Below are 12,793 nucleotides of genomic sequence, written 5' to 3' on the forward strand. Positions count from 1 at the left end.
AAATTCAATCGTAAATGTAATGTGATTTGCTTTTTCTATACTTTAAGATAACTTCCGAATAATTTTAATCATTATAAATTATTTGAAAATTTTTAAAATCTTCTTTTTGTAAAATTTTAATTTGTAATTTTAAGGAAGAGTTTCACCAAAAAGGATCAGAATTATGGAAAATATAAAATTTGAAATTACACCTTACCAAGATGAATTGCATCTGTTAATTGATGGTAAAAAAGTTGGTTATATGTCAATTTCCGTTGCCGGAAGACTGCTCAATGTCTATTACACCAAAATTGATGAAGATATTGAAGGACATGGCTACGCCAAACTCCTTTTAGACAGACTAGTAAGTTTTGCTGAAGAAAAAGATCTGATGATTGATCCTGAATGCGATTTCGTAAGACAACAGCTTGAAAATCACCCGAAAAGGTACAAAGGAATTTGGCACGAATAGATTATTCCCACCAATTCTCAAAATGATACGATGTATTATTTAAATCTAATTTTTCACCGATTTTCGGAGTGAGAATATGCAAATTTTTCTCTTTTCCGAGCGTCGTTACTTTTTGCAATGGCTCATTCCAGGGATGTAAAGCCAGAGCAAATTTCCCGGAATGAACAGGAATAATATTTTTTGCCTGAATATCTAGACTTGCCTGAATAACATCTTCCGGCAAAGCATGAATGTATTTCCAGGCCGGATTGTATTGCCCGTTTTCCATGATTGCAAAATCGAAGGGACCGTATTTTTCACCAATTGCTTTAAAGTGGGTATCATAACCGCTGTCGCCGCCTAAAAATATTTTTTTTGTAGGCGTTTCAAGAACATAAGAAGTCCATAACGTTGTATTTCTTTGGAATTTTCTTCCCGAAAAGTGTCTTGCCGGAGTAAATGTGATGTTAAAACCATCTTTTAAAGCAACACTTGCGCCCCAATCTTCTTCAATAATCTGATCTTCAGAATATCCCCATCTTTCAAAATGGGCTCCCACTCCTAAAGGCATAATCGCTTTTCCTACTTTCTCATGGATTGCTTTTACTGTCGGAAAATCTAAATGATCGTAATGATCATGTGTAATCACCAGATAATCAATATTCGGAATATCTTGAGGTTTAAACAAATCTGAACCTTCAAAAGCTTTATTGAAAAACTTAAAAGGCGAACCAAATGTACTTAAAACCGGATCAATCAAAAATGAAACTCCATCGATTTTTATAAAATAAGAAGAATGCCCCATCCAAATGAAAACATCTTCGTTAGCTGAAATACTATTTAAATCTGTATGAATTGCCGGAATTGCCTGTAAAGGCTTCAGTAACGGATCTTTTGTACCAAATAAAAAATCGAACATTACTTTTGGCATAGAAAAACCTTCAGCAATCTGTGGAGTAAAACTTTGATTCTGAAACTGCTTATCTTTATAATTCTTAGAATTGAGTATTTTTTCCAAACGTTTTCCTTTCGGTGCTGCTCCAAAAACTTCTTGAGACATTACAAAATATGTGGCTGCAACCAATAAGGCGATCAATATAATTAAATAAATCATCATTAAAATTTGATATTCAAATGTAAAAAACTTTCTTTAAGTTTAATACTCTTTCATCAATGACGCATGAAAGTGAATTTTACTTTTTTTATTTTAATTTTTGATAAGTAAAAATTATTTTACCGCAAAAGAGGCAAAAGAATAATCTTAAAAATAGAAATTTAAAAGCTTACAAAATGTAGAAAACTTATAGTTATATTAGTTTGGTAAACTTTTGAAGAACTTCAACGAAATAAAATCTTTTGATTCTTTTGCGGTTAAAAGAAATATTATCCAAATTATATTTAAAAGTTTTTAAATTCGTTTACCAAAAACTATATCCTTTGAAATATTTAATATTTACATTATTCCTTATAAGCTTTGCTTCCTGCACTTCTGTAAAGAAATATAACGAACAAAGATTAAACATAATTTCTCCTGACAAACTACGTCATGACGTTGATTTTGCTTACAAAAAACTTCAGGAAATGCATCCGAATTTAAACTGGTATATTTCAAAAAAAGAACTGGATTTTAAATTTGACAGTTTAAAAGCAACCATCAACAAACCTTTAACCCCAACTCAGTTTTATTTTAAACTACAACCTGTCATCGCACAAATCCGTGAAGGTCATTTATCATTAAAGATTCCGGCAAAAAGATTTTCAAAAAAAGAAATTAAAGTTTTAAAGAATAAGAAAGGGCTCTTTGGAAGATTTGAATATCATGTAGAAAATGATCATTTGTATTTTATCGAAAACAAAGATTCTATTCAGAACATCAAACCGGGAACTGAGCTTTTAAGTATTAATGATGTTCCTGTTTCAAACTATCTCAAGAAATACCGTGAATTGATAAGCAGTGACGGTTACAACACCACTTTTTATTCTTATTATCTTAAGGATGTTTTCTTTAACTTTTTTGTTGCCGAAAAAGGAATAATGGACAGTGCAAAAATTGAAACTCTTTACAATGATAAAAAACAAACTCTGATTTTAAAACGGGAAAGCAAAAACAAACAAGAAATTGAAAAAGACAAAGCTGATAAAAAACGAACTCCTGAAAAAAAGATCAACGATTATGTTGCTTCAACGAGTTCTTACAACAGAAGTTTTAAGTTTTTAGATAAAGATAGTACAATTGCTTATATGAAAATCAAAAGTTTCTCAAGATCATTTTCAGATAAATTTTACAAAGAATCTTTTACAAAAATCAAAAATGCGGAATCTTCTTACCTCATCATCGACATTCGCGAAAATTATGGTGGTTCGCTGTACGAAATCAATCAACTCTATTCTTATCTTGCTCCTGACCCCTTTGTTTTGATAAAACCTTCACAGCTTACATCAAGAGTAACGCCGCTTAAAACCAATTATTTCAGAAAGTCAAATCCGTTGCAATATACTGTTAAAAGTCTGGCTTATCCGGGATATTTCTTTTATCAGGCATTGAATGTTTACGAAGGAAAAGATGGTGTTGCTTACTATAAAATGAAAGAAAATAAGCCGACAAAGCCTAAAGAAAATGCTTTCAAAGGGAAAGTGTATGTTTTGATTAATGGCGGAAGTTTTTCGGCATCATCCGTTATTTCATCTAAATTAAAATTTGACAAACGAGCAACATTAGTTGGCGAAGAAACCGGCGGTGCAAATGACGGAACGGTTGCAGGGTTTTACTCTTATCAACAGCTCCCCAATTCTAAAATAGATTTACCGATTGGTTTACTTTTAATACAACCCAATATTACCTTTGAAAATACAAAAAAAGGAGTCACTCCCGATGTGGAAATTGAGCAAAGCATGCAGAATATTATTGATCAAAAAGATTCGCAGCTTGATTGGGTGAAAGCAGAAATTAAGAAGGAGAAAGAAAGTTTAAAAATTGCAGATTGATGAAAAACTTGATTAAATATTTAAAGTTTGTTGTCATCTTCTTTATGTCTTGGTTTACAATTCACACCATCTACATCATCATTGATGGATTGTCTGACAGCGGTGAAAAAGCAGATATTGCCATCATTCTCGGAAATAAAGTAAATGAAGACGGAACTCTATCTGCAAGGCTTGAAAAACGTTTGGAAACCGGAATTGAACTGTACAAAAATTATCGTGTTAAAAAAATTCTGGTAAGTGGTGGTTTAGGTAAAGAAGGTTTTTATGAAGCTGATAAAATGAAAGAATTTTTAATCAGCAATGCAATTCCTGAATCTGTAATTCTGGTGGATAATTACGGCAATAACACAAGATTGACCGTTGAAAACGCTTTAAAATTTCATCAAAAATATAAGTTTAAAAGCATCATCGTTGTTTCGCAGTATTTTCATGTGACCCGCACAAAAAAACTTTTTAAAGAAAAAGGTTTTATGAATGTAAAAAGTGTAAGTCCGAAATATTTTGAATGGCGAGATTTGTATTCTATTTTGAGAGAATTTCCAGCTTATTATACTCAGTAGAGTTTTCATAAATGTTTAAAAGAAAATTCTGTAGTTTTAGGATATGAAAAATACATTTTTTTCCGTTCAGAAAAAGAGTTCGGCGTATTTTAAAAATACGTTCAGTGACTCAGTGTATCATATTTTCTTGTTTAATGGAAACGGAAAAATCATTGTTGATTTTATAGAATATAATTTTACAGGAAAAACGGTATTTTTCACTTCACCTTTTCAGAATATTCAGATTTTAAGTGAGACTGAGATTGAGATTGAAGTGTTAAACTTTCATGGTGACTTTTACTGTATAGAATTTCATAAAAAAGAAGTGGCGTGTAACGGTTTACTTTTCAACAACATTTATCTTTTCCCACATTTTTCGTTAACCGAAGAAGTTTATCAGGAGATTTCAGATTATTTCTTGAAAATTAAGGAAGTAAATTATGACGAAGATTTTTCAGGTTCGGTTTTACAGTCATATCTTCAGTTAATTTTGGCGATTTCAAGCAGGGAAAAGAATAAGCTTCTTCCTGATAAGGAAATCATCAAAGATGATTTTAATGAACTGAAATTATTTCAAAATCTTGTAGAAGAACATTTTATCTTAGAAAAAAATCTTTCTTTTTATGCGGATTTGCTGCATGTAACCTCAAATACCTTAAGCAAGAAAATTAAATCTAAATTTAATAAAACTCCTTCTCAGATTATTCAGGAACGGGTAATTCTGGAAGCTAAAAAACAGATTCATCTTACCCGAAAATCAATTAAAGAAATCGCTGTGGAACTCAATTTTAATGATGAATTTCATTTCAGCAAATATTTCAAAAAATACGTAGGAATTTCACCAACACAGTTCAGAAAAGAAACAGGAATTTCTATCGTGGCAGATTTATACAAATAACTTCCACAATCATCCATTTTATTAGCTTTTAGTTCGGCATAACTTTGTCAAAAAATAAATTATGCTGGAACTTTTAGCAAACTCACATAAAAACTTCATCCACTTTTTAAGAATAAGTATTTTTGTTGTAATGGCCTGGATCGGAGGTCTCAAAGCTTTTCAATATGAAGCGGAAGGTATTATTCCTTTTGTAGCCAATTCTCCTTTTATGAGCTTTTTTCTCCAAAAAAACGTTTCTGACACCGATAATTACAAACTTCACAAAAATAAAGAAGGCGAAGTAGTTCCTGAAAATATTCAATGGCACAAAACCAACGATACTTATATTTTTTCTTACGCTCTAGGAAGTGTAATCTGTATCATCGGAATTCTGGTGCTTTTAGGAATTTTCTATCCTAAAGTTGGAGTTTTAAGCGGAATTTTAACCGCCGGAATGTCGATAATTACGCTGTCTTTTCTTATTACAACACCAGAAACCTGGGTTCCGGATTTGGGTGGAGATCAGCATGGTTTTCCTTATTTATCCGGAGCGGGAAGATTAGTTATTAAAGATATTATTATGTTGGGTGCAGGTTTGATTATTGCATCAGATTCTGCGAAAAGTATTTTGAAAAAGGATTGATTATATTTTTTTAGGTTTCAGCGGCATCGAAACCTAAAAAAGCTCCCAACTTGGGAGCTTTCAATATCATTATTTTCAATTAATTGATATGTTCTACGCTAAGGATTTCGATTTTTCTGTCTCCCTCCTTAAAAGGCCAATCAATAACTTCACCTTCTTTATTTCCTACAATGGCCAATACAATATCAGAAAGTACAGAATATTTCCCCTTCTTCACTTTTGCCTTGTCATCGGAAACAATCGTAAATTTTTGCTCTTGAGGATGTGAAGAATCTTTTATTTTTACTTCACAGTTGATGGTTACGATATCTTTTGGTAAATCACGGCGTAATACCTGTTTTGCATTTCTCAGTTGCGCAAGAAGTATTTTCTCTTCTTCAGCCGTTGTTTTTTTTCTTCTTAAATGGTCTTTTATTAAATCATATACTCCTGTGGTTAAAATAATCTGTTCTGACATAATTTTATTTTTAAAAAATGAAAATTCCGAATGCCGAATATTGACTCAGACATAGCCATAGCTCACAAAAAATTTGTGATAAGGTATGCAGAATGCACATTCAGAAAAAATAAATTGGGTTAAATACTTAACAATGCCCTGCCCTGAGTCTTGACAGGGATATTAAATAAACTCTTTAGAATTTTTTAAAAATTTGTCATCATGCAGATATGACAAAGACAACGAAAGCGTAATCGAAGAATACTGCACCGGAAAAAAGTACTTTGTTGTCATTTAATTGATATTGACACGAAGATACAACTTATAATTGATATTAAAAAGCTGCATCTTCGTTAGGTATTTTCACAATTTTCTTTATTATTTCTTTTGGAATTCTTTCAATAAATTTTCTATCTGCTGAACATATTTTCCATAAAAAATTCTGTACCAATATTTTGCTAACAAGAAGAGACCAAAAAGACCAGCAGCAAGCATAGAAATAATTGTGGTAGCTACCTGGAGATCACTCAACGGTTTACGATGTGGGAGAAACTCGATCACAATAATCAGTTCACAAACCAAAAACGGAACAAATGAAAGCATAAATGATAAATAATACTGCTTATTAAGGTCAAATTGGTACATGAGGTCTTTCAGTGAATCGTAAGTTTTCATCATCGGGTTGCCGATGTCATTATATAATTTAAAAAACTTACTGAAGAAGAACGAAACCACAATTAGCATTGAAACCAACAATACTGTCAAATAAAATTTAAACTTAAATGGAGCTTCAGGAACAGATATCCAGACTAATGCAAAGCCGAAAATTAATATTCCAACGGTTGACCAAAATTCCATTCGCATGTTTTTTCTGATTTTTTCTAGCGGAAGATTGATTTTATTTTTATGTTCAATGCTGATTTCGGGTGTTTCATCAGAAACATCATCATTCCAGGCGTTTTTTAGGTCATCTATATTCATAATGTTTGTTTTTGTAAATTCTTGGATGGAAGTTCGGAGATGGATAGTGAAAGTCTTCCAACTTCAAACTTCCCGCATTCTGCCTATTGATTATTTAAAATATCTTTCAGTTTATTTTTGGCGCGATTCATTTTGACTCTTACATTTCCTTCGGAAATTCCCATTTGATCAGCAATTTCTCTTCCTGAAAAATCTTCGAGATAATAAAAAATAAATGCTTTATCGATAGGATTCAGCTGATTGATGGCTTTATACATTTCAGCAAGCTTATCCTCTTTTTCATGATCATATTCATCATTTACAATTTTATAATTTGAAAAATCTTCATTGGCGATAAAGCTTCTTTTCTTTTCAGATTTCAAAAAAATTATCGCAGTATTCAGTGCAATTCTATACAGCCATGTTGAAAATTCACTTTCACCTTTAAAATTCGGATATGCTTTCCAGACCTGATACGTAATCTCCTGAAAAAGATCATCGCGGTCATCTTTATCATCCATATACATTTTAGAAATCTTAAAAATAATTCCTTTATGCTTATCGATTTTGGTAATAAATTCCTGTTGTGAGGTCATGGTTCTATACTCTCTGTAGAGTTAGTAGTTTTTTGAAATAAATGTTACATTTTTTTTTCTTTTTTTCGATAATGATCCAATCATCTTTCACCAAACAAAAAATTTAAGAAAATCAAAACATAACATTTACCTCATCTTCATCTCGCTGCATTCATGGCGCAAAATTTGTGTTTTATAGTAAACATCACAAAAAAATATTAATATGCCTTACCTTACAAAACAAGACAGCAAAAACTTTGAACTTTATTACGAAGATTTCGGTTCCGGACAACCGATTATTTTAATTCACGGATGGCCTTTAAGCGGAAAATCTTGGGAACTTCAGGTTCCTGTACTTTTAGACTTAGGGTATCGTGTAATCACCTACGACAGAAAAGGTTTCGGAAAATCTTCTCCTACGTTAGATGGTTATGATTATGATAGCCTGGCTGCCGATCTACACGAACTTATCACGCAATTAGAATTAAAAAATGTCATCCTTTTCGGCTTCTCTATGGGCGGAGGTGAAGCTGTACGTTATTTAACCAATTACGGTTCAGAAAATGTAGATAAAATAGCGTTGATCTCATCTATCATTCCTTTAGTAAAACAGAAAGATGATAATCCACATGGAGTTTCTGAAGAAGAATTGTATGGAATTTTAACAAGCCTTAAAACTGACAGAGTAACTTTCCTTGAAAGTTTCCATAAAAACTTTTACAATTACGGATTGCTTTCTCAAAAAGTCAGTCAAAAACAGCTGGATTATGATTGGAGCATCGCATCTTGCGCCTCTCCAATTGCAACGATAAAGTGTGCAGAAAGCTGGGCAAATACAGACTTCCGACCGGAATTAGCCAATGTAAATGTAAAAACCTTGATCGTACATGGTGATGACGACCAGATTGTACCAATAGAAACAGCTGGAAAACAAGCCGCAGAAGGAATTGCGGATAATGATTTTGTCATTATTGAAGGCGGACCACATGGATTAAATGTAACGCATGCAGAACTGTTAAATGAAACCTTAACTAAGTTTCTAACTAACAACTAAGTTTTAAGTTTCAATATATTTGAACCTTAATGATCAAAGAAACCGCAATAGAATGTATTGCGGTTTTTTGTATCAAAGTTTAAAACTTAAATCCTTAAAAAATATAATCTGTACTCAGAAAATTAGAATCATGGTCTCTCACAATCGTATTCAACAATTCTTTATTTGAATCTGTAATTTTTGCAGCGACTAAAGAACGGATAGAAAATGAGCGAAGTGCATCAAAAACGGAAAGTGTACCTTCCGCACTGTCTTTTCTTCCGGTAAAAGGGAAAACATCCGGTCCACGCTGAGCTTGACAATTGATATTTACACGGCTCACCAGATTTACAAAAGAGTCGATTAACTTTGAGACTTCCATCGCATCTTCACTGAAAATACTCACCTGCATTCCGTGATTTGCATTCACCTGATAATCGATTGGCTCTTCAATATCATCAAATGGAACCACCGGAATTACCGGGCCAAACTGCTCTTCATGATAAAGTTTCATCTCACTGTTTACGGGATAAACCACCGCAGGAAAAACAAAAGATTCTTCTGTAAATCCGCCATTTTCATTAAGAACTTTTGCTCCTTTTGCTAACGCATCGTCAATACATTCTTTCAGATAAGGTGGTTTATTAACTTCTGGAAGTGGAGTAATTTTCACGTCTTTTTCCCAAGGAAGTCCGGGCTTCATTTTAGAAACAGCTTCCGTTAATTTCTGTATAAATTCTTCAGCAACATCTTTTTGAACAAAAATTAATTTCAAAGCGGTACATCTTTGTCCGTTAAACGAGAGTGCGCCTAATATACATTCGCTTACCGCAACATCGAGGTTTGCATTTTTTGTAACAATTGCTGCATTTTTTGCATCCAGACTTAAAATTGCTCTTAATCGGTTTACTTTCGGGTGTAATTTCTTCAATCCGTTGGCTACTTTGCTCGAACCGATAAAAGCTAAAACATTTACTTTTCCGCTTTCCATGATCGGAGTGATAATTTCTGAACCTTTTCCGTATAATGTATTGACCGTTCCTTTTGGAAAAGCTTCTTTAAATGCTTTTAATAATGGATAATGTGCTAAAACACCATGCTTAGGAAGTTTAAACAAAATCGTATTTCCCATAATCAAAGCAGGAATCAGTGTGGTAAAAATTTCGTTTAAAGGATAATTGAATGGCCCCATACTCAAAACTACACCAAGAGGCGCTCTTCTGATTTGAGCAATCGTACCTTCTGCCTGCTGAAAACGTGAAGATTCTCTGTCTAAATCTTTTAATGCATCTATTGTCTGATTGATATAATCAACCGTTCTATCGAATTCTTTGGTAGAATCGGGCAACGTTTTTCCGATTTCCCACATCAGTAATCTGATAATTAAATCACGCTCTTTTATCATCAGAAACACAAATTTCTGCATGCATTTTATTCTTCCTTCCACAGACATCGTCGGCCATTCTCCCAATCCGTTATCATAAGCTTTTACCGAAGCTTCCAAAACTTCCATCGCTTCTTTTGGGCTTATATTCGGAATGCTTCCTAATTTTTTTCTTTCTAAACCGTTCTCTGTTTTAATACAGACCGGCGAATAAATATCCGTGACATCTCCCTTCCATTCTATCAATTCTCCGTTAAGGAGATATTCTCGCTGGTGAATTTCGGGAACCTTATATTCTTCTGGAATTTCATTTTCTGATTTAAAAAGGTCACTGAATAACACTTGATTATTTAAACTCATAAATTTTATATTTTAATAGTTTGAAATTTGAAAGAATAAAGTTAGATCTAAAAATCCGTTTTTAAAAGAGACTATTCATAGATTTGCTCTATCTGGTGCGTATTTGAATAAGAATTAATACACAACAAAAAACTCAGCGTTGTCGCTGAGTTCGATTTACTTTTCTGTCGATTTTAATGCCCAGAACACGAGTAACGGCTGCATAAATAATCGGGTTAGTCTTTTCGAGTCGGTATTTAGGCCGAAACTGTTTCGATCGTTTTTATATTGCGCAATATTTCCCGGGAAAACAGCAGTAAAAAAAGTTCCTGCTATTTTACCTACAATAGATTCATATTTTTTGGGAGTGGCGATAATAGCTGTTCCTAAAGCAATCTCTGCAATTCCTGAATAAACAACTGTATCGTCTTTCTCGATCGGAACCCAATTGGGAACCTGCGCCTGAAATTCTTTTCTTGCAAATGTGAGGTGACCTATTCCTGCTGTAATCAACATGGCTCCGAGACCATATTTTGCGACGGTTTTGATGGTTTCTGATTTCATAATGTATATTTTGTGATACACTCATAAGTCAAGAATGATTCCAATCTTATGTTTATTTCTGTTAAAAATCGCTGCTTTGAATTAATTTTTCTTTCTAAATTCTTTTTTCAGTTTAATAATGACTACTCCATTACGTGCCTTAGTTCCGTAAAGTGAAGTTGCCTGATTTCCCTTGATAATATTCATTTTCTTAATTTTATTAGGATCAAAATCTTTTAAGGTTTTAGTTTCCACAATTTCGCCATCAATTACCCATAAAGGTTCGTTGCTTCCCTGAATGGATGAAGGTGCGCCTCTTCCCATTATTCGAGGTGAAGAATAAGCATTGTTTTGATTAACTGTTAAACAAGATATTTTCCCTTGAAGACTGGCAAGAGCCGAAGTCTTTACTGAATCATTTTCCTGAGCATTAACAGAAACAATTCCACCGACTGTTAAGATAAAACCAAACTTTGAAAAAAGTGAGTTGATTATTGAATAGTGCATATTTCTATTAAGCTGCGATTCATAAAAGTTTCCGCAGGTATTTTGAGATGAAGAATCAGAAAAATAGTCTAAAATTTCATCATCAGAATCATTCGTAAAATCTCTGACCGTTTTTGAACAGACAGCACAGAATCTCCCTTTTTCCTGTGGAGTCATACTTTCCCATTTTTCATGACAAGGCTTTGGTATCGTAATTTTCATAGTCTCTTTTTTATTAAAGATGCAGTATTGAATAAAAAGGTTGGAAAACAAAATTGAAGATTACCTCAACAATAGATTTAAAAGTGATAATTATTATTATTCGAATAAATATCTTATTTTCAAATGATTGTAAATATTACAAATCGATTATTTTTTATAATTTTAAAACTATGAAAAAACAGAATTTACTTAGAATGGACAATGTGGGAATCGTTGTAGAATCTCTCGACGAAACGATTTCTTTTTTTCTCGAACTTGGTCTAGAGCTGGAAGGAAGATCAATGATTGAAGGCGAATGGGCAGGTCGTGTAACAGGGCTTGGTAATCAATCGGTAGAAATTGCCATGATGGTTACCCCAGACGGAAACAGCAGACTGGAACTTTCGAGATTCATTAATCCAAAAGTAATCGAAGATCATCGCAACGCTCCCGTAAATGCTTTAGGTTATTTACGTGTTATGTTTGCCGTTGCAGACTTAGATGATACGCTCAAAAGACTTTATAAACATGGCGCTCAACTTGTGGAAGAGGTCGTTGACTACCAAAATATATATAAACTTTGTTACATTCGTGGTCCTGAAGGAATTCTTATCGGATTGGCAGAAAAAATTGAAAACAACAAAGACTAATTAAACTTTTAGAAGTCACGAGAAAAAAGAATAAGTGAATAAGTCTATCAAATCATACATCTCCAACATAAGACTTGACAATATAATTCTTTTATGATTTTATTTATATTTGAAAAATATTATCCTGCGAGATAAAATAGAACAGGTCAAATAGGCAATCCAAAAAATTAATGCAAATGAAAGAAGAAAATATCAACAGGCTCAATTCCTTATTCTCAAATTTAAAATCGGAAGAACAAAAACTCAAAGAAAGTCTGGAGAAACAGAAAAGCGAAGACGATTTATTTATTGAAGGTTTTAAAACGCTTTGCAAGAACTTCATCGATCCAAAAATGCAGGAATTCAGAAGAATGTTGAGAGAAAACGGATTTGGCTGCAAGATTTCATTTAATGAAGAAATTAAAAATGGATTAGGCATCAATTCACAAACCAATATAAAACTTCAGATCTCAAGAAACGTAGATTCTAATTTTTATGCCAACGATAAGTTTCCGCATATTATGTTTGTTGCTGATAAAAATTTAAAAAGAATCGTTGTACATCAGGATACAATTTTCCAAAACGGTATTGGAATCGCAGCATTGAAAGAACAAAATTACACGCTGAAAACACTTGATGAAGAAAGTGTAGAAAAAGAAATTCTTGAATCTATTGAAAATATTTTAGTGAATAAATAACATATAAAACCTGCTGTGTGGCAGGTTTTATTGTA

General features: G+C 32.8%; 15 protein-coding genes. 8 read left to right on the plus strand and 7 right to left on the minus strand.

The annotated features are described in order from the left end of the window. The first annotated feature begins 163 nt into the window (after positions 1-163). On the plus strand, positions 164-451 hold the full coding sequence (locus OH814_RS06870) for a GNAT family N-acetyltransferase (RefSeq protein ID WP_076559263.1): 288 nt from the start codon (positions 164-166) through the stop codon (positions 449-451). 1 nt (position 452) lies between these two features. On the opposite strand, the gene OH814_RS06875 is transcribed toward OH814_RS06870, so the two are convergent. Next, entirely contained in the window at positions 453-1,544 is a 1,092-nt protein-coding gene (locus OH814_RS06875; RefSeq protein ID WP_308827649.1) for an MBL fold metallo-hydrolase, read from the minus strand. Between the two features lie 323 nt (positions 1,545-1,867). Between OH814_RS06875 and OH814_RS06880 the strand changes: the two genes are divergently transcribed. From OH814_RS06880 to OH814_RS06895, 4 genes are all read left to right on the plus strand, one after another. Next, complete coding sequence (locus OH814_RS06880) at positions 1,868-3,415, plus strand: S41 family peptidase (RefSeq protein WP_308827650.1); 1,548 nt, start codon at positions 1,868-1,870, stop codon at positions 3,413-3,415. After that, positions 3,415-3,975, plus strand: coding sequence for a YdcF family protein (locus OH814_RS06885; RefSeq protein WP_308827651.1), 561 nt, complete (start codon positions 3,415-3,417; stop codon positions 3,973-3,975). The genes OH814_RS06880 and OH814_RS06885 overlap by 1 nt, the downstream gene beginning before the upstream one ends. 43 nt (positions 3,976-4,018) lie before the next feature. Continuing rightward, complete coding sequence (locus OH814_RS06890) at positions 4,019-4,852, plus strand: helix-turn-helix domain-containing protein (RefSeq protein ID WP_308827652.1); 834 nt, start codon at positions 4,019-4,021, stop codon at positions 4,850-4,852. A gap of 61 nt (positions 4,853-4,913) precedes the next feature. Beyond that, positions 4,914-5,474: a DUF417 family protein gene (locus tag OH814_RS06895; protein ID WP_308827653.1), complete on the plus strand. Its 561-nt coding sequence runs from the start codon at positions 4,914-4,916 to the stop codon at positions 5,472-5,474. Between the two features lie 79 nt (positions 5,475-5,553). Here OH814_RS06895 and OH814_RS06900 read toward each other — a convergent pair whose 3' ends face one another. The 3 genes from OH814_RS06900 to OH814_RS06910 form a co-directional block, all read right to left on the minus strand. Beyond that, complete coding sequence (locus OH814_RS06900) at positions 5,554-5,931, minus strand: GreA/GreB family elongation factor (RefSeq protein ID WP_123885476.1); 378 nt, start codon at positions 5,929-5,931, stop codon at positions 5,554-5,556. Positions 5,932-6,288: 357 nt separating this feature from the next. Then, entirely contained in the window at positions 6,289-6,891 is a 603-nt protein-coding gene (locus OH814_RS06905; RefSeq protein ID WP_308827654.1) for a hypothetical protein, read from the minus strand. A gap of 83 nt (positions 6,892-6,974) precedes the next feature. Then, positions 6,975-7,466 carry an RNA polymerase sigma factor gene (locus tag OH814_RS06910; RefSeq protein WP_076559279.1) on the minus strand — a complete coding sequence of 164 codons (492 nt, stop codon included), beginning with the start codon at positions 7,464-7,466 and terminating at the stop codon, positions 6,975-6,977. Positions 7,467-7,668: 202 nt separating this feature from the next. Here OH814_RS06910 and OH814_RS06915 point away from each other — a divergent pair, with 202 nt between their 5' ends. Further along, entirely contained in the window at positions 7,669-8,499 is an 831-nt protein-coding gene (locus OH814_RS06915) for an alpha/beta hydrolase (protein WP_308827655.1), read from the plus strand. A 94-nt stretch (positions 8,500-8,593) separates the two neighbouring features. Here the strand turns inward: OH814_RS06915 and OH814_RS06920 are convergent, their stop codons facing one another. The 3 genes from OH814_RS06920 to OH814_RS06930 form a co-directional block, all read right to left on the minus strand. Further along, positions 8,594-10,222, minus strand: a complete 1,629-nt coding sequence (locus OH814_RS06920) for an NADP-dependent glyceraldehyde-3-phosphate dehydrogenase (protein WP_308827656.1) — start codon at positions 10,220-10,222, stop codon at positions 8,594-8,596. Positions 10,223-10,378: 156 nt separating this feature from the next. Continuing rightward, positions 10,379-10,765: a hypothetical protein gene (locus OH814_RS06925; RefSeq protein WP_308827657.1), complete on the minus strand. Its 387-nt coding sequence runs from the start codon at positions 10,763-10,765 to the stop codon at positions 10,379-10,381. Positions 10,766-10,846: 81 nt separating this feature from the next. Then, the gene (locus OH814_RS06930) at positions 10,847-11,452 is read right to left on the minus strand and encodes a TonB-dependent receptor plug domain-containing protein (protein WP_308827658.1); all 606 of its coding nucleotides are present in this window, start codon (positions 11,450-11,452) and stop codon (positions 10,847-10,849) included. A gap of 170 nt (positions 11,453-11,622) precedes the next feature. Here OH814_RS06930 and OH814_RS06935 point away from each other — a divergent pair, with 170 nt between their 5' ends. Together OH814_RS06935 and OH814_RS06940 are read left to right on the plus strand one after the other, a co-directional pair. Beyond that, a complete protein-coding gene (locus tag OH814_RS06935; RefSeq protein ID WP_308827659.1) occupies positions 11,623-12,081 on the plus strand; it encodes a VOC family protein in 459 nt (152 codons plus the stop codon). Between the two features lie 176 nt (positions 12,082-12,257). Then, entirely contained in the window at positions 12,258-12,758 is a 501-nt protein-coding gene (locus OH814_RS06940; RefSeq protein WP_147293577.1) for a hypothetical protein, read from the plus strand. Positions 12,759-12,793: the final 35 nt, after the last annotated feature.

The organism is Chryseobacterium sp. CFS15, from assembly GCF_031118795.1.
Taxonomy (GTDB): Bacteria; Bacteroidota; Bacteroidia; order Flavobacteriales; family Weeksellaceae; genus Chryseobacterium; species Chryseobacterium indoltheticum.

What these genes read in the sequence shown, in the direction of transcription:
- OH814_RS06890 (WP_308827652.1), top strand. Translation starts at nt 4,019, where the DNA reads ATGAAAAATACATTTTTTTCCGTTCAGAAAAAGAGTTCGGCGTATTTT.
- OH814_RS06940 (WP_147293577.1), top strand. Translation starts at nt 12,258, where the DNA reads ATGAAAGAAGAAAATATCAACAGGCTCAATTCCTTATTCTCAAATTTA.
- OH814_RS06935 (WP_308827659.1), top strand. Translation starts at nt 11,623, where the DNA reads ATGAAAAAACAGAATTTACTTAGAATGGACAATGTGGGAATCGTTGTA.
- OH814_RS06900 (WP_123885476.1), bottom strand. Translation starts at nt 5,931, where the DNA reads ATGTCAGAACAGATTATTTTAACCACAGGAGTATATGATTTAATAAAA.
- OH814_RS06920 (WP_308827656.1), bottom strand. Translation starts at nt 10,222, where the DNA reads ATGAGTTTAAATAATCAAGTGTTATTCAGTGACCTTTTTAAATCAGAA.
- OH814_RS06875 (WP_308827649.1), bottom strand. Translation starts at nt 1,544, where the DNA reads ATGATTTATTTAATTATATTGATCGCCTTATTGGTTGCAGCCACATAT.
- OH814_RS06895 (WP_308827653.1), top strand. Translation starts at nt 4,914, where the DNA reads ATGCTGGAACTTTTAGCAAACTCACATAAAAACTTCATCCACTTTTTA.
- OH814_RS06915 (WP_308827655.1), top strand. Translation starts at nt 7,669, where the DNA reads ATGCCTTACCTTACAAAACAAGACAGCAAAAACTTTGAACTTTATTAC.
- OH814_RS06870 (WP_076559263.1), top strand. Translation starts at nt 164, where the DNA reads ATGGAAAATATAAAATTTGAAATTACACCTTACCAAGATGAATTGCAT.
- OH814_RS06885 (WP_308827651.1), top strand. Translation starts at nt 3,415, where the DNA reads ATGAAAAACTTGATTAAATATTTAAAGTTTGTTGTCATCTTCTTTATG.
- OH814_RS06930 (WP_308827658.1), bottom strand. Translation starts at nt 11,452, where the DNA reads ATGAAAATTACGATACCAAAGCCTTGTCATGAAAAATGGGAAAGTATG.
- OH814_RS06905 (WP_308827654.1), bottom strand. Translation starts at nt 6,891, where the DNA reads ATGAATATAGATGACCTAAAAAACGCCTGGAATGATGATGTTTCTGAT.
- OH814_RS06925 (WP_308827657.1), bottom strand. Translation starts at nt 10,765, where the DNA reads ATGAAATCAGAAACCATCAAAACCGTCGCAAAATATGGTCTCGGAGCC.
- OH814_RS06910 (WP_076559279.1), bottom strand. Translation starts at nt 7,466, where the DNA reads ATGACCTCACAACAGGAATTTATTACCAAAATCGATAAGCATAAAGGA.